We start from the raw sequence: 20,264 nt of genomic DNA on the forward strand, positions 1-20,264 counted from the left end.
TGAGCGAGTGGGCAGTTGGATCCGATATGTTCGAAGAGATCATGGAGAAGTTCGCTGACTCACCGAGTCAGCAGCGAGTCATTCGCCTTCTGCTCGAACGCGGCTTTTCTGTCAACGACGAAGGTCGCGTCGTCTCCGGCGGCATCGAGATACCCAACACCGGAATCGCCCGAGAGGTCGATGTCGACCGCCGGGTCGTCGACGCAACCACGGACGCGATTCTGGCCGACGACCAACTCCGACCGATCTTTCAGAACATCTCTGCCATCCCGAGTCTGATGGATCTCGCTCCCGTCCTCGACATGACTGTTCTGACCGTCGCTGTCCGCGATGCCGAGGAGTCGGGCATCGTCGCCACCGTGACCGAAGCCATCGCCGACCGCGACATCTCCATTCGACAGACGATAAGTGAGGACCCCGAGTTCACCGACGAGCCGCGCCTGTACGTCATCACCGACGGAGATATCCCCGGCGATCTGCTGACCGAAATTCGCGACTTCGACTTCGTGCGACGCATCGAACTCGCGTGACTGAACCGTACCGAACTGTCGCGGGTCGCGGCCGGGCGGAGTTTGCCGTCCGTGGATCCGAGTTCATCGGTCACGTCGCTCCTGTCCAGTCAGTCGAAGCCGCCGAGTCCGTCTGTGAGCAGATCAGCGCGGAGTACGACGACGCCACACACAACGTCCCCGCGTACCGAGTCCGGGCGGACCCGCTCCGCGAGTGGGCCAGCGACGCGGGCGAACCCGCCGGAAGCGCCGGGAAACCCGCACTGAACGTGCTCCAGCAGGAGGGCGTCGAGAACGTCGTCGCCGTCGTCACGCGCTATTACGGCGGGACGAACCTCGGCGTCGGCGGCCTCGCACGCGCGTACAGTCGTGCAGTCAAGGACGGCCTCGACGACGCATCTATCGTCACCAGAGAGCCACACGATTCGTTCACTGTCACCGTCGAATACGACGACTCGGGGACTGTCCGGGGGATTCTCGAAAGCGCCGACGCCGACTTCGAGGCCGACTACGCGAGCGCCGTCGAGTTCGTTGTCCGCGTTCCCGAATCAGAATCGGCACGGGTCCGCGACCGCATTTGGAGCGCGACCAGCGGCCGTGCGTCCGTCGATCGTGGGTGATGTTTCCACCCGAAATGAGGGGGTTCGACGCCTGTCGATACCGCAAGACTCGCCCTGGGCGACAAGGCTTATTCCGGTCGGTCACGTATCCGATCAGTATCAGGCCCCGAGTATGTCCGAGATAGAAGAGAGCGTCTCCGGGTTCAAGCGCCGTGGGAGTTGGGTCGAGGTGGTCGAACACGGTGAGCGCATCAGTCGGGCCATCCGCGATGTCGTCACCGAGGCCGACGCGACAATCGACGAGGAACTGCTCGCGGAGTTCGACGACTGGCGACCGAAGAGCCACGAACGCCTCGACGAGGACGTCAGCGAAAAGACTGCCCAGCAAGCCTACGTCGAGGAGGGCGCAGGGGAAAAGGAGGGCAAAGCACCCGACGAGGACCTCCAGACGGCGGGCGAGAAGCTCGCAGAGTCCTACGAGAATCTAGACGACCCGGACGAGGCTGTCGGCAAGTGGGGCGAGAGCATCGACTACGTCGCCCGTGCGGCCGACTCCGCTGGCCGCAAGGCCGTCCGGAAAGTCGAGGATGCCGTCTACCAGAACGTGATGACCCAGATGTCGCCCTATTACTTCGACAACGAACTGATCAGCGCGAATATTCGTCGAATCGACGGCGACAACGGCCCCGAGTACGTCTTCGAGGTCAACGTCAACGACGACGACCTGAAAATCAGGGTCTCGAACAAACTCGCAGACTACGAGACTGAGGTCGACCGATGGCACATCGACACCGAAAAGCAAACCGAAGCCGTCGCCGCCGCCGAAGGTGTCGAACCGCCCGAGAACGGCGACGAACTCGACTCGAAGACGAACTGACTCGGCGAGTGTCGGCTCCACATTCGACAGCTGTCGCACCCAACGCTGCAGTCGTTGACAGCAACTGCAAGTCCCAATCTCTAACAGGGAGCGCCGTGCAGTACTCGCTATGCTCACGTCGCTCTCGCTGACGTCGGTTTCTGCTCTGTCGTCGTTCCCGATTTCTTCTGTCTCATTTGTCGAGACGCCGGTGGGGACCATCCCGGACCTGCTTCGACTGCTCGTGCTCCCGGTCTTTGGCTACGTGGCCTATCGCGATATCAGAACCCGTCGCGTGCCAAACCGGACCTGGTATCCGCTCGCAGCGCTCGCGGTCGTCTTGCTCGGCTGGGAACTGCTCGCGGTGTTTGTGGGTGACGCGACCGACGTGCAACAGCAGCGGTTCCTGATCCGGACGCTCATCTCGATTGGCTTTCTGATCCCGCTCACGTACCTGTTCTGGCTCATCGGCGGATTCGGTGGCGCGGACGCGAAGGCGTTTTTCGTCGTCGCCGTCCTCTTTCCGACCTATCCCGAGTACGCGCTCTCGGACCTGGGTATCGAGGGCGCGCTCGCGACGCTTCCGGTCGTCGAGACGACAGTCGGTGTCTTCTCGCTGACCATCCTCACGAACACCGTGTTGCTGGGTGCGCTGTATCCGGTCGTGCTGGCCGGTCGAAATGCGTTCGCCGGGCAGTTCTCCCTCGGGATGTTCTTCGCCCGGCCGTTGCGGTGGGACGAGACCACGAGCGAGTACGGCGTGATGCTCAAATTTGCAGACCGGTCGCTCACCGAGGTTCGCTCGCTCGCTGGTCTCCGCTCGTACTTTTCTTATCGGGGACTTGATCTGGACGCGCTCCGGATGTATCTCCAGTGGCGTGGCTGCACCCTCGCTGAGTTGCGCGCGAACGCCGACCGGTATCGCGACCCCGACTCACTTCCTGCGGAGCCACATCCGCCCGGCGATGGCTCCTTCCCACCCGGCGCGGATCCGGTCGCTGTCCCCGACGAGACGCTCGGTGAGTCCGATGCCACCTCCTCGACAGCTGTCGAGACACCCTCTGGTTCAGACCACACGACAGCCCAGTCTGACGACCAGATGTCCGCCCAAGCCTACGACGACCCGTGGGGTGCCGAGGCGTTTCTCGACGACATCGAGGGGTCTGCCTACGGCACCTCCCCGGAGGTGTTGCGAGCGGGTCTCGACGCGCTCGTCGAACGCGACCGCGTGTGGATCTCACCGGGGATCCCGTTTCTGGTGCCGATGTTTCTCGGACTCGTCGTCGCCTTCACCTACGGCGACGTGCTCTTTGCGGTGCTGACCTGGCTCGGCGTGGCCTGACGGTCCGCCTTCGGCTACTCGATCAGGCTCATCTGTCGCATATCTTCGAGCACCGCGCTCGCGTGTCCTTCAGGCTGGACGCCCTCGTAGACCCCACACACCTGCTGTCGGGCGCAGACGAACGTCGTCCGGGCGGCCGCGCCGTTCTCGACGGGCACGTCGAACGCCTCCGCGATGACGGCGTCCGGATCCGCAAGCAAGGTCACGTCGAGGTCGTGTTTCTCCGCGAACGCCCGATGTGACTCGGCGTCGTCCGTCGAGATGCCGTAGACTGCGACGCCAGCGTCCCGGAACTCCGTCAGGTGGTCGTCGAACTCGGTGCTCTCGGTCGTACAGCCCGGCGTGTCGTCACGCGGATAGAAGTACAGTACCGTCGGCTCCGCGAGGGGGACGCTCACGCGCTCGCCGTCCTGAGTTGTCGCCTCGATCGGCTTGACCGCTGTCCCCGGTTCGAGTACCATACGCTCATTACGACGGCATCCAGCAAGTGTCCGACGGTTCGAACCGCTTCGAGAGCCACGCTCATCACTCCGTCCACGATCACTCCATCCGGACGCCAGTGATTTCGATCCGAATCCCGTCGTTGCCGTCCTCGACCGCGACTGACCAGCCGTGCACGCGGGCGAACGTGTCCACGTTCGGGAGCTTCATACCCGACTCTGCGTCCGGAACCGCTTCGCCGTACGCGAGATACCGGTCTGGATCCCCGGCGAGCGACCGGCCGTCGTCTTCGATGGCGAACCCGTCTGCGGTGTGTGAAACGGTGACTGTCTCCGCGCCGTTGTGTCGCGCGAACTCGAAGGCGTTCGTAAACAGTTCTCCCAGACGGCTGGGGTCGGCTTCGACCGTCACGTCGGTTTCGATCCGGAGAGTCATGCCGTCGGTCAGGGCGCTCCGCCACGCGTCCCGGGCTGCGGTTCCGAGGTCCACCGACTCGACGTGCTCGACCGTCTGCCCGTACTTCGCGACCGCCGTGAAGTCCTCGACCAGGTCTGCCATCCGCTCGTTGGTGTCGGCGGCAGTCTCGATCGACTCGTGTTCGACTGTTCCGTCGTCGACTCTGTCGCTTGCGGCCGCCAGCCGCCAGTCGATTATCTGCAACAGATTCCGCAGTTCGTGAGTCATCGCACTCGCGAGACTCTCGAGCTGTCGGTTGTGTCTGGCGAGCTCGCGCCGCCGCCGCTCCGCGCGGGTGACGTCCGACAGCAACACGACTGTTTCTGTTGTCTCACCGAGCGAGACACGGTTTGTCGTGGTCAGGTAGTACCGGGTCTCCCCCGCCTGCGCGTCTTCGAGGATCTGCTCGTCGCGCTCGATGAGCTCGGCCACCGACGGCACCACCGCTCCGAGCGGTTCGCCGATGGCCCCCTCAAGCTCGGGAAACAACGCCCCGGCGGCGGGTGTGTAATCCCGGATCCGCCCCTCGTCGTTCAGTACGATGGCGGCGTCGCTCTCCCCGTCGGCCCGGTCGACGGCGATGAACTCCCGCTCGTAGACGTACAGGACGCCGACGACAAACACCGCGACGCCGAGCGGCGCGTAGATGACGTCGAGCAGCACCGGCGTGAACAGCACTCCGATATCGACCGCGACCGGGACCGCGATAAGCCCCGTGAGCACCGCGAGCGGTCGAGTGTCGTATCCGGACTGGCGATACAGTTCAAAGAGCATGAACACCCCCATCGCAGCGAGTGCGTAGGACAACCCAGTCACGGTCCAGTGGAAGACGCCGTGTTCGATCGCCACGTGGGCGAACGGATCGTCGACCCGTGCCGTCCCGAAGTACAGCCCGTGAACTGGGTTCGTGACCTTGACGGCGACTACGCTCAGAAACACCCCGGAACCGAGTCGTCGTAGCGTCGAATCCCGGTGGTAGTTCCGCCCGGTGTACGCCGAACAGAAGTACAGCCACGCCCACACGGTCGCGAAGCCGAAGATGAGACCCGCAATATACACTGGCTCGGCAGCGCGTCCAGGAAACGTGAAGTATGCAACCTTGAGAAACGCCCACGCGCTCGTCGTTCCGAGCAACCAGACCAGCCCCCGCCGGACGTCGTCGTCTTCGACCTGTTCAGCACGCCTGACCGCGCCGAGACAGACGACTCCAGCGATCCCGAAGCCGAGCACGTAGCCGAGATACGTGGCGTTCGTCTGCACTCCGGTCGCCTGTGTCGCCCACAGCAGAGTTGCCGAGAGATTCACGCTCAAGTGGCTGACTCTTTGATCGAACGCGCTTCAATATTGTTGTTCGATTTTTATTGTTGATTCTACTTCGTTTCCGTTCTCGACAGTCGTTCAGCCACTGACACTCAGCAGACACACGACACTAGCCGTGGTAGGGGTGGTACTCCATCCCCTTGTGCTTGAGTTCGTTTCGCTTGCGTTCGAGAAACGAGTACACGGCCCCGTGTGGTGCGCCGTCCAAGATCATCTCGGCGGCCTCGCGGACGGCCGCAACCTGTTTGGGACCGCCGATGATCGAAAGCGTCGAGCCGTAGATGGCGACCGAGGCACCGGTCAACTCCTCCATCAACTCCCGCGTGCGGCCGTTCTCGCCGATCAGTCGGCCCTTCTGTCGCCGGAGGTCGTTTTTGTTTCGCGCGGCTGCGTCGATGTCGACCACGTCGAACATCATCATGTCGTCGTCGAGCAGGCGCAGCGCTTCCTCGGGTGCGAACCCGCGGCCGATCGCCTTGACGATGTCCGGCCCCTTGAGACCGAGAACCGGGTCGCCGACCGTCTCGATGCTGACCTTGCCGGATTCGGAGTCGATATCGAGTCGCACTTCCGTGCGCTCCTCTATCTCCCGCATCGTCTCGCCGCCCTGACCGATCAACACCCCGATACGGTCGTCGGGCACCTTCACGTGCTGCATAATATACACTCAACTACGTGACAGACCCGTTAAAGTGTATCGCTCGTCACTCGAGAGGCCCCGTCGCTTCTCAAAGAGGAACGCGTGCCCCACACCCTCAAAATAGTCAGAATTTGATGTAATAGAGACAATAGACACTCTTGATACCAGCTCCGGTGCGTGAATACGTAGGGCTTACTAAGAGAGTAGTCTCACTAACGGCTTGACCCGGTTCCCCTCGACAGCAGTCCTGACTAGTATGCACTCTATAGTCTTACACCCGGCCCTGTCTTTGACGGTAATGAGTGAACTAATACAGACTGTCGACAGATTATCGACAAAGCTTGGTATTCGCCCGATTGCCGCATGGCTGTACTGGAGATGGCGGGGCATACAAAAACGCCTGCGAGACCTCAGATACAAGCAGTATCGACTGCGGCGTGACACCTATCGAGTCACAGTCGGGAATGCCGAGGCGGAGTTTTCTGTCCTGACCAGACAGGAATACTTCGACTTTCTGGAGCTGAAAGAGCGACCGATACTGGATGATTTCCTTTCAAATCTTCGGGCTGACGATGTCTTCTACGACCTCGGGGCAAACGTTGGGTTGTATTCGTGTCTTGCCGCAGATATCGTCACGTCGCCTGTCGTGGCCTTCGAACCACATCCGAAAAACGCCGACCGACTGGAACAAAACGCCACACTCAACGAGAGCGACATCTCCGTGTATCGTTGCGCACTCGCCGCATCAGAAGGCACAGCCGAGCTACGGCTCGCCCCCGGATTCGACATCGAACGACTCGGTTCGGCTGGCCATAGTCTGGTCGATCACGAAGAGGAGGACACCGAAACGATCACTGTCGAAACGAGACCGGGAGACGAGTTCGTCGAAAGCGAACAGGTGCCCCCGCCGACCGTTCTGAAAATCGATGTCGAAGGGGCAGAGATGGGTGTTATCGAGGGACTCGAGTCAACGCTGTCGTCCCCTGACTGTCGACTCGTCTACTGTGAAGTACACGAAGAGCGACTTCAATCGCAAGGCCACTCAGTCTCGGATATTACCGACGTGCTCGAGAGCCACGGTTTTTCGGTCGAAGAGCGGGTGGTGGATGGCTACCAGACATTTCTCCGCGCTGAAAAATAGACGAGGGATCGTCGAAGCAATCAGACGTGGTACACTGTTGATTCCCCTCAACGACGCCCTGTACGCTACCCCGATGGAGTCGGATCCGCGTTCGCCTCGATGTACTCGCGCAGTTGGCTGCCGTCGGTTTCGATGCCCTGTCTGGCGAAGAAGTTCGCGACGTTCTCACAATCCCGGTCGAGAAACTCGTCGCTGTTTGGGTGATGGACTGTCACCGCCTGCCCGAGGTCGATGATGACCAGCTGCCCCTCGTGAAAGACGATGTTGAACTCGGAGAGGTCGCCGTGGACGAGTCCAGCCGAATAGAGTCTGCGCATGTACTCCCGGACGACCTCGTAGGCAGTTTCGGGATTTTCGATCTCGACTTCAGTGAGTCGCTTCGCCCGCCCCGTCTCGGTGCCGATGTACTCCATGACAAGCACGTTTCGCTCGACGGCAATCGGCTCCGGGACGCGAACGTTCGCCTCGCGCGCTCGACGCAGATTGGCGAACTCCTTGCGAACCCACGCGAGCACGACCGCCAACTTGTCGCCGACCTTCTCGAAGCGCGGGTCACCCTCTAGATACTCGCCCATCTCGCGAAAGTCCGAGGCGTTGATCCGGTAAATCTTGACTGCGACCTCCTTGTCGCCAGCGAGTGCGGTGTAGACGTTCGCTTCCTTTCCGGTCGAGACCGGTCCACCGAAGGCGTCGATGTACCCGTCCTGAACGAGTTTGTACAGCGCCCCGTAGGTCGCTTCGTCGAACACCGACTCTTCGAGTTTGAACTGGTCAGCGTCGGTCAGTCGCTTCCGAAACTTGTTGAACTCTCGGTCGCGCTCGCGTGCGATGCGGTCGGCCTCTGTGTCGGAATAATCGATCTCCTCCCACTCGTCGCCTGGCGGTTCCTCTCTGTCTGTGTCGAGTAGGCCGTACTCCGTGTCCATCTGGTGGGCCGTACGCGCCCGAGATGCAAAAGACTGTAGCTCATACAGCCAGCAGTATCAGAAGAGCGTCGTCGCCAGTCCTCGCGGCCGGGATTCAGGCCTGGATGTGGCCTTCCTCGCGGAGCTGGTCGGCCTCCTGTTTCTCGTAGCGCCAGGTGATGTCGGCCTTCTCGTCTTGCCAGTCCCAGGGCTCGACCAGTACCACGTCGTCCTCCCGGATCCAGATGCGCTTTTGCATCTTGCCGGGGATGCGAGCCGTGCGTTCGACGCCGTCCATACATCGGACTCGGACGCGGTTCGCGCCGAGCATGTCCGTGACGACGGCGAACACCTCGTCGTCGTCGGGCATCCGAAGGTCCGTTCGCCCCTCGTCGTCGCTCATACATCCCCTTTCGGCCGGGTGGGGATTTAACCTTTTCAACTGTATCGACTGGACTCACCTCGAACGGGCGAGTTTTTATCCCCGCCCGTCCAGACACTCGTATGCTCAACAAACTCGGCATCGCTGGCGTCCTCGGACTCCTCTTTGTGCTCGCCGGTGTCGCTCTCGTCGCCTCGGAAAACCTGCTCATCGGTGGCGGCATCGCGCTCGTCATCGCTGGCCTCGGACTCGTCGTGTTCGGCATGGTTCGAAATCTCCTCTCTGCGCTCGGCATGGGCGGGATGGTCTGACTGCCGTCGGCGTCTCACTATCCGTTGAGGGGCCGCAACAGGTGCACGATCACAAACCCCACCCCCACCCCGAGACCAATTACCACGCCCATCCGGAGGTTGCCGTCGAGATAGCCGATTGTCCCTGCGACGACCACCGTAACGACGACCAGTAACACCGAGTACCGTACCTTCCCGCGCAGCCTCCCGTCACGTGCTGTCTCTTTCATTTTCGACCGACGGTAGCGTTCTCGTTCACTACTATGTTTTTGAAACGACACTCTCCCCGCACGCGTTGCGACGGTCACTCCACGCGCTCGAACTCCAGCACGAACATCGCGCCGTCGACGGTCGGCTCTGCCGTCTCCACGCCGTCTGCGTCCTCGATCTGGACGGATCCGCCGTAGGCATCGAGTAGATAGTCGACCAGAAAGAGCCCGATCCCGGTGCCGTCACTGTCGATGGACTGGACGCCCTTCTCGAAGATCGCTCCCGCCTGGTCGTCGTCGATCCCGGGTCCGTTGTCTGCGATCGAGACGAGAACGGTCTCGTCCCGCATCTTACACGTGATCTCGACGCGTGGCTCCGCGGAGTCGTTGTGGACGATTGCGTTCGTGAGGACGTTCCGGAACACCGACCCGAGCATCTCGTTTGCCCTGACCTGCACATACGGGATCTCCGTCGTCACCGCGAACGTCGCGTTCGGATGGGACGTTCGCTGTCGCTCGATCTCGTCGGTGAGCACCGGTTCGAGCGCGACCGCGTCAAGTTCGACCGTCTCGTCCGTGAGCGTCTCCAGCACGGCGGCGGCCTCTCGGGTTATCTGTGCGATGCTGTCGGCCTTCCGCCGGACGCGTTCGAGCGCATCCCGCCCCTCGGGTTCGACGTGGTCTGTGAGCTGTTGGGCCCACGTCGCGACCGCCTGCACGTCGTTGCCGATGTCGTGGCGGACGACCCGGTTGAGCGCTTCGAGCGCCTCGTTTCGCTCTTCGAGGCGCGTCTCGTACTCCTTTCGCTCCGTGATGTCGACCACCCCACCCCGGTAGCTCGGCTGGTCGCGCTGGTCGGTGATCGCCCGGACGTTGTCCGTGACCCACCTGATGCTGCCGTCCGCTCGGCGCACTCGGTACTCGAAGTCTTCGAGTTCACCCTCGCGCTGGAGCGTCGACCGGTAGGTCTCGTACCGCTGTGGGTCGACGAACACGTCCTCGACGCTGACGCTCTGTTGCAACTGCTCGGGGTCGTCGTAGCCGAGTATCTCGGCGAGTGACTGGTTCGCCATCCGGTACCGGCGGGCGTCCGGCGTCGTCTTGTAGATCCCCTCGACGGCCTCCTCGAACAGCGACCGATACCGCTGTTCGGCCTCCTGTAACTCGACGGTTAGCGCTACCATCCCCTCGTTGGTCTCTTCGAGTTCCGCAGTGAGTGACTCGATGCGAGACTGCTGGTCCCGGATCTGTTCGGCCGCCGCGCCGAACAGCGGTCCGTGTTCCCCGTCTCCCCTCGCCTGTTCCTCCAGTCGCTCGAGTAGCTCCTCCGTCTCCATCGATTCTGTGCCCGCTAGGGACGGTACCACCTATATCTTGTCGACGGTTTTCGGGCAGCGATAACAGCGTCGAGCCAGTTCGCCGTCACCTCCCGGTGCCTGCAACGACCAGCACGGTCGCGTCGTCGTCCTTGCCGTAGCGGTCGAGCAGCGTCCGGGCCTGCACGGCCGCTGGCTCTCCGGCGATGTCCGACCAGTCGTCCCAGCCCCAGCGGGACTTGACACCGTCTGAGTGTATCACCAGTCGGTCGTCCGGCTGCCAGTCGACCGTCTCGACGAGCGGTGTCGTGCTGTTCCCGCCGACGACGCCCCGCCGCATCGGGATCGAGTCGTGCCCGTCCCCGTCGAGTCGCATCGAGACGTTGCCGACCCCGGCGACGGTGACTGTCCGCTCACGCCAGTCGAACCGTGCGAGCGCCATCACCACGCCGCGCGTCCCGCGACAGGCCCGGTCGGTTCCCTCGAACAGTTCCTCGAACGGCCGGTCGAAGTGTCGCTCGACGTACGCCTGCGCCGCGGTCGCCGCGTTTTGCCCCTGCTTTCCGTGTCCCAGCCCGTCTATCACGCCGAACAGCGCCGAGTCGTCCCAGCGCTTGAGCACGAAGCTGTCCCCGTTTGGCTCGTTTGGCACCTTCGGCCGCGTCGCCGCGCCGACATCGACCGGCGCGTCCATCGTCCGCTCGTAGGTCGGTTTCACCCACCGGTCTGCGACGACTCTCGTGCCGTCGATCGGCTCTCCCGACACCGTCACTCGGTCCATCAGCCGATTGACCGCGCCCAGACCGCTCCCGAGAGTTCCCGCCGTCGAGACGCCGTCGGCAAACGCCGCGTCGACGTCGTCGATCCCCGGTCCGACATCGACCGATTCGAGACGGATCCCCGCGCGGTCGTCTGCGCTGATCTGCGAGACGACGAGCTGGCCGCTGTCTGCGTGTTTGATGATGTTCTCACCGAGTTCCGAGGCGACGACACCGACCTCTGAAACTGCCTGCTCGGGAAAGCCGACCGCCTCCGCGTACGCCGTCGCCGTCTGTCTGGCGAGGACGGTGTCCGCGTCGACCTGCAACTGGTGGTGTTCCTGTCTGGTCGTCTCGATGTCGATCATCTGTGCCACTTCCGGATGGTGATGGTCGTACCCTCGGACGCGCTCGTCTCGATGTGAAACTCGTCCATGAGTTCCCGCGTCCCCACGAGTCCGCGTCCCATCCCATCCGACGTGGAGTGATTGCCTTGCAGTGCTGCATCCACGTTCTCGACCCCCGGCCCGTCGTCGTCGAAAACCAGTTCGATCCCCTCCTCGCCCGCCGCGGTCAGTACCCGATACTCCATCCGGCCCTCCTCGGCATACAGGAAGATGTTCCGTGCGAGTTCCGACACGGCGGTCACGATGCGTGTCACGTCCGTGAGGCCGAAGCCGGACTCTTCCGCCACCGTCCTGACTGTCTGACGCGCTTCGAGGATGTCGTCCTCGCTCGTGATCGAAACCGCCCCCGAACGTGTGACTGTCGCGTCGTCGAGATCATCGACTGGCGAACTGCCGTGGCTCCGCTCGTCCCCACGGCTCTCACTCATGTCGGTTCTGTACTCCCTCTGAAGCGGAACTCCCAGTCTGGTTGGTCGCCTCGGATTCTCCCTGATCGATGTCCGGGATGTCGTCTGTCTCCGCGACACCGAGCATCGAGAGCGCGTGGTCGATGTCGCGTGCCGTCTCGATGTCCTCGAACCCGTATCCAAGCTCTGCTGCAGTGATCGCGACGCTCGGGCGCGTGCCGACGATGACGACGTCGCCGCCCATCAGCGACACCATGTCGGCCGTATCGGAGATGACGCGGGCGAAAAACGAGTCGAGCGTCGTCACCCGGGAGATGTCGATGACGACCCCATCCGGCTGGACGTCATCGACCTCCCGCAAAAGCGACTCCTGGAGGTCGTTTACCGCCCGGTCTGTCGGCTCGGCCGGAAACGTGGCGAGCAACACGCCGAACACTTCGTTGATCGCAGTCGATCTGGGGGCCATCAGTTGAACGCGACCCCCCGCCACGTCAGCGCCTGGCGCAGCCCCTCCATCAGTGAGGACTGCGTCTCGATCCCCTCCAGTCGGATCCCGATCTGGACGAGCGTCTGGGCGATTTCCGGGCTGATACCGGTGATAATCACGTCAGACCCGAGCAGGTCGACCGCGTTTACCGTGTCGATGAGGTGCTGTGCCGTCGCCGTGTCCAGCGCCTCCACGCCCGTGATGTCGATCAGCGCGACCGACGCCTCCACTTCGACTATCGACTGGAGCAGGTCTTCGGTCAGATTCTCCGCCTGCTGTGTGTCGAGCGACCCCACGATCGTCGTGAGGATAACGCCGTCCCAGATTTCGACGACTGGCATCGACTTCGACCGGATCTCCGCCGCCAACTCGCGAAGTCGTCGCTCGTTTTCCAGTCGCTTCGAGATGTCTCGCCCGATCCCGGCGATCGCTTCGAGTTCCCCCTCCCGATCGAGGGGCGCAAACGAAAGTTCGTACGGGATTTCGGTGCCTCGCTTCGTCTCGATTTCGGCCTGCACTGCGTTTCGCTGTTCGGTTTCGATCACTGTCGCGATGGCCTCTTCGACCGCCGCACGGTCGTCACCGGTAAACAGGTCGTTTGGCTCTTTGTCGTCGAGTTCGCCGTCGCTGTACCCCGTCACTGTCGAAAGCTGGTCGTTCCATTCGATGTACTCACCGTCTGGCGTGAACACGTAGAAGATATCGTCAAGTTCGTCGATTGCTGACGCAATCAGATCCGATTCCATGGTCGTGATCGGGGCGGTCAAGTGATAAAGACTGTGTCACTCCTGCTGATACTGTCGGCTGTAACATCTCGAAAATAATTCGCCACCGGGGTGGCGAATATTTGTACGTACTTACAGCCGACAGTATGACGGTTGCGACGTCGCTCCGGTCTCACGTTTTCATCCCCGCTCGCGGCGGTCGGCGCGGTGTTCGCTGATGAGTTGGTCGACGAGTTCGGCGCGCTGCTCGCGCTTTCGCTCGGCCGCGCGGTCGTAATAGGCGTCGATGGCCTCCTCGACCTCGGATTCGCGGGCGACCGCGAGTTCGTCGACCTCCTGGACGGTGACGCTGTCCGCGGGCGCGACGGGGATGTCGGCGTCGAACAGGACGGCGTCGGCCATCTCCGAGAGCTGTCCGTTCCGGAGCACGACTCTGGGGTTCACGTCCGCGAGCAACTCCGCTGTCGACTGCCCGGCACCGCTCGCGTCCCGTAACATGACGATATCGTCCTCCGCGAGGCCGAACTGCTCGTCGGCATCTCTGATCGCATCGCGGGTGAACTGCTCGATCACCTTCACCGGAACCAGTCCCGCCTTCTTCTCGGCCACGTCAGCGAAATTCGAGTGGTCGAGCTTCCAGAGCGTCTTCAGCCGCTCCAGTTTCCCCTCCAGCTCCGCAATCCGTCCTTCCTTCTCGTCGAGTTCGTGCTCCAGTCGGTCGGTTTCCCGTTCGAGACGCGTGACCTGTCGGCGCTCGCGTGCCTCGCGTCGCTCCTCGCGGCGGGCCTCCGATAGCTCAGATTCGAGTTCCTCGATCCGGTCGTCACGAGACTCGACGGTCGATTCCAGATCCGCCACGTAGTCCTGTAGCTGGTTCACCTGCGTCTCAAGTTGTCGGATGCGCCGTTGCTCGGGTGAGGTCTCCTGTTCGACGTGTTCGCTGGTCTCCTCGTCGTCTCCCGAGTCGTCACGCAGGTCTGCAAGCACTGACTCGACGGACTCCTCGTCGGTGACCACTCGCGCAAGTACCGTCCCGAGGTCCTCCCGCGGCGGGACTTTGGCGGCGATGCGGTCGAACTGGTCGGCTCGGTCGTCGTAGGCCCCGAGCGCCGCCGCGATGGCGTCGCGCTCGTGGTCGTTGTCGTAGCCCGTCTCCCGGGTTCGGTGTTTCTTCACGTCGACCGGCAGGTCCCGGTCGGGCGTCCAGCCCGCCGCCTCGAAGCTCCGCCGGATCTTCTCGACGGTCTCGGGCATCCCCGCCACGTCGGCCGCGACGACGACCGGCCGACCGCGCTCGATCACCCACTCGATGACCGCCGCGGTGTCTGCCGTGCGCGTGCTCATCACGTCGAGCACCTCGCCGTCGAGGCCGACCACGGCGGCGGCCGTCGTCGTTCCCGGGTCGATCCCGACGACGACGGGGTCGCGACGCTTCGCGAGCGGGCGAAACTCGATTCCGTCGCGGCGCTTTCGCTCCATCTCGACGCGAACGTCTCCTGACCGGCCGGTCGTGACCGGGATGTCCTCGGGCCGTGCCTCGACGGTGAAGACGGCGTTTGCGAACCCGCCGTACTTCTCGGTCACGTCGCGGTCGTACTCCAGCGCGTTGTCGTCGAGCGTCGACTCGACCGCTCTGGCCCGGCGCTTGACCGCGCCGTGGATCTTCCGGGTGTATCGGTCCTCGCTGTACCCTCCGCTTCCCGTCGAGCGGCCCCGGGAGACTTTCACCTCGGTTCGGTCGGTGAAAGCCGTCACCTCGTGGCCGACGTTCGCGGCCGCCAGCCGCGCCGCCGCTTCGGCCTCCTGCATCGGGTCTTTCCCGTAGGGGACGCCGTGACGGGAGGCGACGCGCGAGAGCGGTTCCGGCTGCTCGGCACCGGTCACCTGCACCAGTCGCGTCCCGGCCGGGAGTGTCCCGAGGAAGTGGACGAGGCTGTCCTTGTCCTCCGCAAGTTCGTACATGTTGTCCGTCCCGACAAGCGACGGCTCCTCGCTCTCGATGCGACGGCGGAGTTTTCGGTAGCTGACCACGTCCCGTTCGACCCCTTCGCCGTCGAAGACGACGAGCGCGTACGAGGGTGCGTCCCCCCGGACGTCACCGCTTTGTACGTCGACGCCGAAGATGACCGAATCGAGTGCGGCCGTGCGATCGCTCACTGGATACCGATACGGGACGAGTTCGTATTAACGCTACGCTGAATCGGGGTTCACCGTCACGATGACGCCTCGCCTGCAAGCGCTGTGTAGGTCCCCCGGAGCGTCACTGGCGTCACGTCGGCCACGTCGGCCGCCTCCTGCTGGGTCAGCTTCTCGTCTGCGTGCTGTGCTGCGGCGTACAGACAGCCAGCCGCGACGCCACGGGGGTTTCGACCGTTGTCGATGCCCTGCTCGCGTGCCTGCTCCGCGAACTCCCGGGCGCGTCGCTCGACCGTCTGTTCCACATCGAGTTCGCTCGCGAACCGGGCGAGATACTCACTCGGATCGATCGGCCCGGTCGACAGCCCCAGGTCGCGGTTCATCGCGTCGTAGGCGGCGTCCAGTTCCCCCCGCGAGGCTTTCGATTCCTCGGTCACCTCCGGCAGCGTCCGCGAGAGCGAACTCACCCGACAGGTCGCGTACACGGCGGCCGCGGCGAAGCCCTCGATGGACCGCCCCTGGAGAAGCCCTTCATCCTGTGCCGACTCGAAGAGCACGCAGGACTGCTCCTGAATGTGTTCCGGCAGGTCGAGCGCGCTCGTCAGCCGGTCGATTTCGGTGAAGGCGTACACCCGATTGCGCTCTGCCTTCGAGCGGATCTGCGTGCGCTTGTGCTGGGTGCGCAGGCGAGCCATCTGTCGCCGTTTGCGACCCTTGAGACGGGTCGACCGGCCGATCTCTGTCGAGAGGCCACGGTCGTGTCGTGACCGCGTCAGGGGCGCACCCGTCCGCTCCGGGTTCGTATCGTCATCGGCGAACGAGCGCCACTCTGGCCCGGGATCGATCGCGTGTTCGTCGACCACCAGCCCACAGCTCGTGCAGACCGTCTCCGTTTCGCTCGCGCGTACCGTTCCCTCACACTCCGGACAGACTGTTGCTGTCGTCGCCGTCATCAATTGAAGCTTGTCCCGGGATGGCCTTTTAAAGAGGCCACGAACTGGTCGAATTCGGTCGGAACCCGCGGCCAGTACCTACCGGTAACCGGTAGGTAGCTCGGGGCTGGCAGTGCTGATACGTCTCCGTCACTCTCTCGGGTCCACACATTCCGTCGACGAACACGTAGCTTTTTTATCCAGTCCGAGCGGACTGTCAGCTAATGGGGTTGTCGGAGATTGCGGCGGGGGTGACCGTCACGGAGCGCCAGCAGGAGCGTGGCGTTGCGACCGTCGACGACACGGACGCAACGCTCTCGAAACGACTCGCTGAGTTCGAGGAGTCGCTTCCCTGTAATGCGTCGGCGGCCGCGACCATCCTCGAACGGTACGCTGCGGGCGGATCCGTCGGTGCGGCGGGCCGGGCAGCAGGGGTTCCGCCTGTGACCACCGCCAAGACACTTCACCTGCTCGGCGAGTCAGTCTCGCCCGCGGGCCCGACCGCGCGTGATGTCGTCCGGGACTGGATCGCTGGCGACCTCTCTCGAACTGACGCGCTGACGCTCTCTCGCCTCGGCGAAACCGAGTTCGCACTCGCCGTCTACGTCGAAACCCACGAACCCATCGAGGCGGCCTGTGCCGCCGTCGAGGGGTTACTCGCTGCCCGCGACGAGACTGGACAGCCACTCGCCGAGACGATGAGTGATGCTACTGACCTGCTGTAGCCTCCCGGAGCCTCATACTGTCGGCTTTCCCATCTCGAACATACTTCGCCACTCCGGGTGGCGAATATTTGTCCGCACGGACAGCCGACAGTATCACTCGCGAAACCGACTCAGCCCCGACTGCTGGCTCGGGCCCGGCGGGTCGGGTTCCCACGGCGACCGCTCGGCGCGCAACTGCTCGGCGTCGAGTCCCCGCTTTCGGTCACCACTCGTGTCGTAGCCCGCACACTCGGACCCACAGTCCGTCGCAGGCCGAACGATCCGGTCGTGGAACGGGCAGTAGGGAAGCCCAGTCTCGTCGGGGTCGAGGCGGACACAGTCCGGGAGTTCGTAGGTTCGCCAGCCCTTCCCGTAGGCGCGCTCTGCGAGCGTGCGGCGGCGCCGCGCCTTCTCCGCTGCCGTGACCGGTCGGATCTCAGTCCGCGTCGGGTCCCGGTTGAGAATCTCGATACCGGGTGAGTCCGGCGACAGCGGCGTGGGTTCGCGGAGTACCTCCCGCTCGCCAGTGGCGGGGTCGAACTGCCAGATGCCCACCTCGTCGGGGATGCGGTTGCGGTGTGCGCCGGTCACGTGCGAGGCCGTCGCGAGCACGACTGCATCGAGGACGCCCGCTTTCACGTCAGTCAGCAGTTGCGTTTCGAGTGCGCCCGGTCGATCCAGGTCTGGCTTGTTCTCGATGCCGACGATGCGGTCGTGCCACGCCGGATAGCGGGCAGTCTGTCTGACGTAGGTGCGACCGTTTCGTCGCTCGCGCTCGAAAAAGCCACACTCGACGGCCTGCTCGGTGATCGATTTCGCGCGCTCGGGATGACAGTCGAACGCGTCCTTCCAGTAGGTCGCCGTCCCGGCACCGACCTCGCTTTCGATCGCTTTCGGCGGGATCGTCTCCGGCGTGAGTCGCTGGCGCTTCTCGAACGCCGAACCGGGTTCGACACAGACGATGTCCATCACCCGCCGTCCGTGAATGTGCGTGCCGAGCTGGCGGCTCAGAATCCACTCTCGTTCTCGTTCGAGATGGGCACACAGCGCGAGTTCGAAGCCGAACTCCTGCACAGACGTCCTATGGGACGAACGAAAATAAGCTACTCCGATCCGCTCGCGCGCTCGTCGCGGAGCTGTTGCAGTTCCTCTGTTGGCTGCCAGAGCGCACACCAGTCCTGAGAACGGATGCCGCCCGCAACTCTGGCACAGGCACCGATCCTGTCGCCGTCCGTTGCAGGACAGAAGAACCGACAGTTCGCACACATCTCGGTATCGTTGACACCGCCGCTACCGTGGTGTGGGTGGAACTGATACTGGACATCGCCCTTCGCGGCAAGGCTGTTCGGGTCACGCTCGTACCCGTCGATACTCACACATTCTTCTCTCCCTTCCGGGAGCGGGCGATTCATGTCCGCGCTGAAGAACTCTTTCGTTCGCTCGCTCGGGTGTGGCTCGCTGTGATGGCCAAGACAGCCTGCGAGGCCAAGCACCGAGGCACTACTGGCCAGCGCAAGGAATCTTCGACGGGACTGTTGTGAGTCGTCGTCCATACCCTGTGTTCCGTTCGCGGCCACAAGAATATTCTGATGCAGTCGTTTGCATCGATTCGATGCTCAGCGACACGTCGAGGGTACGCCGCGTGCGTTGAGACGGGGGCAGAAATCGCAAACAGTAGCTTTATCACCCGCAGCGAGCCAAACTCAACGCATATTACTCCCGAGATGACAGCGAACAACCAACCGGAGGTGAACATCGGACTCGTCGGCCACGTCGACCACGGAAAGACGACGCTGGTCCAGGCGTTGAGCGGACAGTGGACGGATCAGCACTCCGAAGAGATGAAACGCGGGATCTCGATCCGACTTGGCTATGCCGACACGACGTTCCGGTCGTGTCCGGATCTGGACGAACCCGAGCGGTACACCGTCGACGAGGAGTGTCCCGACGGATCGACGAGCGAGCCACTTCGGACGGTCTCGTTCGTCGATGCACCTGGCCACGAGACGCTGATGGCGACGATGCTCTCCGGCGCGTCGATCATGGACGGGGCGGTGCTCGTCATCTCGGCGAGCGAGGACGTCCCCCAGGCACAGACTGAAGAACACCTGATGGCACTCGATCTCATCGGCATCGACAACATCGTGATCGCCCAGAACAAGATCGATCTGGTCGACCGCGCGCGGGCCGAAGAGAGCTACGAGCAGATCCAGTCCTTCGTCGAGGGCACCGTCGCGGAGGGCGCGCCGATCGTTCCGGTCAGCGCCCAGCAGGAGGTCAACATTGACCTGCTCATCCAGGCCATCGAGGAGGAGATTCCGACGCCCGAGCGCGACCCCGACGCGGACGCAGAACTGCTCGTCGCCCGGAGCTTCGACATCAACCGCCCGGGGACGACCTGGGAGGGGCTGACCGGCGGCGTCCTCGGGGGCTCGCTCGCCGCTGGCGAACTCGAAGTCGGCGACGACATCGAACTGCGCCCCGGCCGAGAGGTCGAGGAGGGCGGCCAGACCGAGTGGACGCCCGTCGAGACGACCATCCGATCCCTGCAGGCTGGCGACGACACCGTCGACAAAGCGACGCCCGGCGGCCTGCTCGGTGTCGGGACCGGACTCGACCCGGCGATCACGAAAGGCGACGCGCTCGCCGGACAGGTTGCCGGGCCGCCGGGGACACTCCCGCCTGTTCACGAGTCCTTTACGATGAGCGTCAACCTGCTCGACCGCATCGTCGGCGAGGACGGCGGCGACGTCGAGCAGATTTCGACCGGCGAGCCGCTGATGCTCACTGTGGGCACGGCGACGACAGTCGGATCGGTCACGAGCGCCCGGGGCGACGAGTGTGAAGTACAACTCAAGCGACCGGTCTGCGCCCGCGAGGGCGTCAAGATAGCGATCAACCGCCGCGTCGGCGCGCGCTGGCGGCTCATCGGCTACGGCACGATACAGTGACCGTCGTTCTCGACACCAACGCACTCATGATGCCCGTCGAATGTGACGTTCGCGTCTTCGAGGAGATCGAGCGGCTGCTGGGCAGGGTCGACTATCTCATCCCGTCGGCGGTCGTTGCCGAACTCGAAAAACTCTCTGCGGGCAGCAACACGGCGGCGACGGCAGCGAGCGTCGGGCTGGATCTGGCCCGCGAGCGCTGTGCCGTCCGCGACACCGCGGAAGCATACGCAGACGACGCGGTGCTCGAACTCGCTGAGACTGTCGACGCGACACACGTCGTCACCAACGACGGGGACGTCCAGGAGCGCGCGCTCGCTCGGGACATATCAGTAATTAGTTTACGCGGGAAGAACAAACTAGCTATCACTCAATCATAATCGAGTCGATCAT

General features: G+C 63.4%; 24 protein-coding genes. 9 read left to right on the top strand and 15 right to left on the bottom strand.

Annotated elements, in window-relative coordinates:
* Nucleotides 1-26 precede the first annotated feature (26 nt).
* From trpY to ACMGFL_RS15155, 4 genes are all read left to right on the top strand, one after another.
* Nucleotides 27-530, top strand: coding sequence for a TrpY family transcription regulator (trpY, locus tag ACMGFL_RS15140; RefSeq protein WP_436936366.1), 504 nt, complete (start codon nucleotides 27-29; stop codon nucleotides 528-530).
* Nucleotides 527-1,129: an IMPACT family protein gene (locus ACMGFL_RS15145; RefSeq protein WP_436936367.1), complete on the top strand. Its 603-nt coding sequence runs from the start codon at nucleotides 527-529 to the stop codon at nucleotides 1,127-1,129. The genes trpY and ACMGFL_RS15145 overlap by 4 nt, the downstream gene beginning before the upstream one ends.
* A gap of 112 nt (nucleotides 1,130-1,241) precedes the next feature.
* Nucleotides 1,242-1,946 (top strand): DUF5828 family protein, encoded by a 705-nt coding sequence (locus tag ACMGFL_RS15150; RefSeq protein ID WP_436936368.1) that lies wholly within the window; start codon nucleotides 1,242-1,244, stop codon nucleotides 1,944-1,946.
* A 109-nt stretch (nucleotides 1,947-2,055) separates the two neighbouring features.
* A complete protein-coding gene (locus ACMGFL_RS15155; RefSeq protein ID WP_436936369.1) occupies nucleotides 2,056-3,267 on the top strand; it encodes an A24 family peptidase in 1,212 nt (403 codons plus the stop codon).
* 14 nt (nucleotides 3,268-3,281) lie between these two features.
* Here ACMGFL_RS15155 and ACMGFL_RS15160 read toward each other — a convergent pair whose 3' ends face one another.
* From ACMGFL_RS15160 to ACMGFL_RS15170, 3 genes are all read right to left on the bottom strand, one after another.
* Nucleotides 3,282-3,728 (bottom strand): peroxiredoxin, encoded by a 447-nt coding sequence (locus tag ACMGFL_RS15160; protein ID WP_436936370.1) that lies wholly within the window; start codon nucleotides 3,726-3,728, stop codon nucleotides 3,282-3,284.
* Nucleotides 3,729-3,807: 79 nt separating this feature from the next.
* Nucleotides 3,808-5,469, bottom strand: coding sequence for a sensor histidine kinase (locus ACMGFL_RS15165; RefSeq protein WP_436936465.1), 1,662 nt, complete (start codon nucleotides 5,467-5,469; stop codon nucleotides 3,808-3,810).
* 124 nt (nucleotides 5,470-5,593) lie between these two features.
* Nucleotides 5,594-6,142, bottom strand: coding sequence for a KH domain-containing protein (locus tag ACMGFL_RS15170; RefSeq protein ID WP_436936371.1), 549 nt, complete (start codon nucleotides 6,140-6,142; stop codon nucleotides 5,594-5,596).
* A 280-nt stretch (nucleotides 6,143-6,422) separates the two neighbouring features.
* Between ACMGFL_RS15170 and ACMGFL_RS15175 the strand changes: the two genes are divergently transcribed.
* The gene (locus ACMGFL_RS15175) at nucleotides 6,423-7,265 is read left to right on the top strand and encodes an FkbM family methyltransferase (RefSeq protein WP_436936372.1); all 843 of its coding nucleotides are present in this window, start codon (nucleotides 6,423-6,425) and stop codon (nucleotides 7,263-7,265) included.
* Nucleotides 7,266-7,330: 65 nt separating this feature from the next.
* Here ACMGFL_RS15175 and rio1 read toward each other — a convergent pair whose 3' ends face one another.
* A complete protein-coding gene (gene rio1, locus ACMGFL_RS15180; RefSeq protein ID WP_436936373.1) occupies nucleotides 7,331-8,191 on the bottom strand; it encodes a serine/threonine-protein kinase Rio1 in 861 nt (286 codons plus the stop codon).
* Nucleotides 8,192-8,285: 94 nt separating this feature from the next.
* Nucleotides 8,286-8,573: a translation initiation factor eIF-1A gene (eif1A, locus tag ACMGFL_RS15185; protein WP_436936374.1), complete on the bottom strand. Its 288-nt coding sequence runs from the start codon at nucleotides 8,571-8,573 to the stop codon at nucleotides 8,286-8,288.
* Nucleotides 8,574-8,674: 101 nt separating this feature from the next.
* Here eif1A and ACMGFL_RS15190 point away from each other — a divergent pair, with 101 nt between their 5' ends.
* Nucleotides 8,675-8,863: a DUF7470 family protein gene (locus tag ACMGFL_RS15190; protein ID WP_436936375.1), complete on the top strand. Its 189-nt coding sequence runs from the start codon at nucleotides 8,675-8,677 to the stop codon at nucleotides 8,861-8,863.
* A 17-nt stretch (nucleotides 8,864-8,880) separates the two neighbouring features.
* Here the strand turns inward: ACMGFL_RS15190 and ACMGFL_RS15195 are convergent, their stop codons facing one another.
* From ACMGFL_RS15195 to ACMGFL_RS15230, 8 genes are all read right to left on the bottom strand, one after another.
* A complete protein-coding gene (locus ACMGFL_RS15195) occupies nucleotides 8,881-9,072 on the bottom strand; it encodes a hypothetical protein (RefSeq protein WP_436936376.1) in 192 nt (63 codons plus the stop codon).
* A 74-nt stretch (nucleotides 9,073-9,146) separates the two neighbouring features.
* The gene (locus ACMGFL_RS15200) at nucleotides 9,147-10,388 is read right to left on the bottom strand and encodes a sensor histidine kinase (RefSeq protein WP_436936377.1); all 1,242 of its coding nucleotides are present in this window, start codon (nucleotides 10,386-10,388) and stop codon (nucleotides 9,147-9,149) included.
* Between the two features lie 85 nt (nucleotides 10,389-10,473).
* Complete coding sequence (locus ACMGFL_RS15205) at nucleotides 10,474-11,493, bottom strand: ATP-binding protein (RefSeq protein ID WP_436936378.1); 1,020 nt, start codon at nucleotides 11,491-11,493, stop codon at nucleotides 10,474-10,476.
* Entirely contained in the window at nucleotides 11,490-11,960 is a 471-nt protein-coding gene (locus tag ACMGFL_RS15210) for an anti-sigma regulatory factor (RefSeq protein WP_436936379.1), read from the bottom strand. The genes ACMGFL_RS15205 and ACMGFL_RS15210 overlap by 4 nt, the downstream gene beginning before the upstream one ends.
* A complete protein-coding gene (locus ACMGFL_RS15215) occupies nucleotides 11,953-12,405 on the bottom strand; it encodes an STAS domain-containing protein (protein WP_436936380.1) in 453 nt (150 codons plus the stop codon). The genes ACMGFL_RS15210 and ACMGFL_RS15215 overlap by 8 nt, the downstream gene beginning before the upstream one ends.
* The gene (locus ACMGFL_RS15220) at nucleotides 12,405-13,172 is read right to left on the bottom strand and encodes a PAS domain S-box protein (protein WP_436936381.1); all 768 of its coding nucleotides are present in this window, start codon (nucleotides 13,170-13,172) and stop codon (nucleotides 12,405-12,407) included. Before ACMGFL_RS15220 ends, ACMGFL_RS15215 begins: the two co-directional genes overlap by 1 nt.
* A 159-nt stretch (nucleotides 13,173-13,331) precedes the next feature.
* Nucleotides 13,332-15,308 (bottom strand): DUF460 domain-containing protein, encoded by a 1,977-nt coding sequence (locus ACMGFL_RS15225; RefSeq protein ID WP_436936382.1) that lies wholly within the window; start codon nucleotides 15,306-15,308, stop codon nucleotides 13,332-13,334.
* 56 nt (nucleotides 15,309-15,364) lie between these two features.
* Nucleotides 15,365-16,240 carry a transcription initiation factor IIB gene (locus ACMGFL_RS15230; RefSeq protein WP_436936383.1) on the bottom strand — a complete coding sequence of 292 codons (876 nt, stop codon included), beginning with the start codon at nucleotides 16,238-16,240 and terminating at the stop codon, nucleotides 15,365-15,367.
* Between the two features lie 203 nt (nucleotides 16,241-16,443).
* Between ACMGFL_RS15230 and ACMGFL_RS15235 the strand changes: the two genes are divergently transcribed.
* A complete protein-coding gene (locus ACMGFL_RS15235; protein WP_436936384.1) occupies nucleotides 16,444-16,944 on the top strand; it encodes a DUF7858 family protein in 501 nt (166 codons plus the stop codon).
* A 93-nt stretch (nucleotides 16,945-17,037) separates the two neighbouring features.
* On the opposite strand, the gene ACMGFL_RS15240 is transcribed toward ACMGFL_RS15235, so the two are convergent.
* Both ACMGFL_RS15240 and ACMGFL_RS15245 read right to left on the bottom strand, forming a co-directional pair.
* Nucleotides 17,038-17,997 (bottom strand): DUF5787 family protein, encoded by a 960-nt coding sequence (locus tag ACMGFL_RS15240; RefSeq protein ID WP_436936385.1) that lies wholly within the window; start codon nucleotides 17,995-17,997, stop codon nucleotides 17,038-17,040.
* A 29-nt stretch (nucleotides 17,998-18,026) separates the two neighbouring features.
* Nucleotides 18,027-18,476: a high-potential iron-sulfur protein gene (locus ACMGFL_RS15245; RefSeq protein WP_436936386.1), complete on the bottom strand. Its 450-nt coding sequence runs from the start codon at nucleotides 18,474-18,476 to the stop codon at nucleotides 18,027-18,029.
* A 171-nt stretch (nucleotides 18,477-18,647) separates the two neighbouring features.
* On the opposite strand from ACMGFL_RS15245, the gene ACMGFL_RS15250 reads away from it, so the two are divergent.
* Both ACMGFL_RS15250 and ACMGFL_RS15255 read left to right on the top strand, forming a co-directional pair.
* The gene (locus ACMGFL_RS15250; RefSeq protein WP_436936387.1) at nucleotides 18,648-19,874 is read left to right on the top strand and encodes a translation initiation factor IF-2 subunit gamma; all 1,227 of its coding nucleotides are present in this window, start codon (nucleotides 18,648-18,650) and stop codon (nucleotides 19,872-19,874) included.
* Entirely contained in the window at nucleotides 19,871-20,251 is a 381-nt protein-coding gene (locus ACMGFL_RS15255) for a type II toxin-antitoxin system VapC family toxin (protein WP_436936388.1), read from the top strand. Before ACMGFL_RS15250 ends, ACMGFL_RS15255 begins: the two co-directional genes overlap by 4 nt.
* The last annotated feature ends 13 nt before the right edge of the window (nucleotides 20,252-20,264 follow it).

The organism is Halovenus marina (assembly GCF_051414115.1).
Lineage (GTDB): Archaea > Halobacteriota > Halobacteria > Halobacteriales > Haloarculaceae > Halovenus > Halovenus marina.

What these genes read in the sequence shown, in the direction of transcription:
- trpY (WP_436936366.1), top strand. Translation starts at nt 27, where the DNA reads ATGTTCGAAGAGATCATGGAGAAGTTCGCTGACTCACCGAGTCAGCAG.
- ACMGFL_RS15205 (WP_436936378.1), bottom strand. Translation starts at nt 11,493, where the DNA reads ATGATCGACATCGAGACGACCAGACAGGAACACCACCAGTTGCAGGTC.
- ACMGFL_RS15230 (WP_436936383.1), bottom strand. Translation starts at nt 16,240, where the DNA reads ATGACGGCGACGACAGCAACAGTCTGTCCGGAGTGTGAGGGAACGGTA.
- ACMGFL_RS15210 (WP_436936379.1), bottom strand. Translation starts at nt 11,960, where the DNA reads ATGAGTGAGAGCCGTGGGGACGAGCGGAGCCACGGCAGTTCGCCAGTC.
- ACMGFL_RS15170 (WP_436936371.1), bottom strand. Translation starts at nt 6,142, where the DNA reads ATGCAGCACGTGAAGGTGCCCGACGACCGTATCGGGGTGTTGATCGGT.
- ACMGFL_RS15245 (WP_436936386.1), bottom strand. Translation starts at nt 18,476, where the DNA reads ATGGACGACGACTCACAACAGTCCCGTCGAAGATTCCTTGCGCTGGCC.
- ACMGFL_RS15215 (WP_436936380.1), bottom strand. Translation starts at nt 12,405, where the DNA reads ATGGCCCCCAGATCGACTGCGATCAACGAAGTGTTCGGCGTGTTGCTC.
- rio1 (WP_436936373.1), bottom strand. Translation starts at nt 8,191, where the DNA reads ATGGACACGGAGTACGGCCTACTCGACACAGACAGAGAGGAACCGCCA.
- ACMGFL_RS15200 (WP_436936377.1), bottom strand. Translation starts at nt 10,388, where the DNA reads ATGGAGACGGAGGAGCTACTCGAGCGACTGGAGGAACAGGCGAGGGGA.
- ACMGFL_RS15190 (WP_436936375.1), top strand. Translation starts at nt 8,675, where the DNA reads ATGCTCAACAAACTCGGCATCGCTGGCGTCCTCGGACTCCTCTTTGTG.
- ACMGFL_RS15160 (WP_436936370.1), bottom strand. Translation starts at nt 3,728, where the DNA reads ATGGTACTCGAACCGGGGACAGCGGTCAAGCCGATCGAGGCGACAACT.
- ACMGFL_RS15220 (WP_436936381.1), bottom strand. Translation starts at nt 13,172, where the DNA reads ATGGAATCGGATCTGATTGCGTCAGCAATCGACGAACTTGACGATATC.
- ACMGFL_RS15155 (WP_436936369.1), top strand. Translation starts at nt 2,056, where the DNA reads ATGCTCACGTCGCTCTCGCTGACGTCGGTTTCTGCTCTGTCGTCGTTC.
- ACMGFL_RS15195 (WP_436936376.1), bottom strand. Translation starts at nt 9,072, where the DNA reads ATGAAAGAGACAGCACGTGACGGGAGGCTGCGCGGGAAGGTACGGTAC.
- ACMGFL_RS15235 (WP_436936384.1), top strand. Translation starts at nt 16,444, where the DNA reads ATGGGGTTGTCGGAGATTGCGGCGGGGGTGACCGTCACGGAGCGCCAG.
- eif1A (WP_436936374.1), bottom strand. Translation starts at nt 8,573, where the DNA reads ATGAGCGACGACGAGGGGCGAACGGACCTTCGGATGCCCGACGACGAC.
- ACMGFL_RS15175 (WP_436936372.1), top strand. Translation starts at nt 6,423, where the DNA reads ATGAGTGAACTAATACAGACTGTCGACAGATTATCGACAAAGCTTGGT.
- ACMGFL_RS15250 (WP_436936387.1), top strand. Translation starts at nt 18,648, where the DNA reads ATGACAGCGAACAACCAACCGGAGGTGAACATCGGACTCGTCGGCCAC.
- ACMGFL_RS15150 (WP_436936368.1), top strand. Translation starts at nt 1,242, where the DNA reads ATGTCCGAGATAGAAGAGAGCGTCTCCGGGTTCAAGCGCCGTGGGAGT.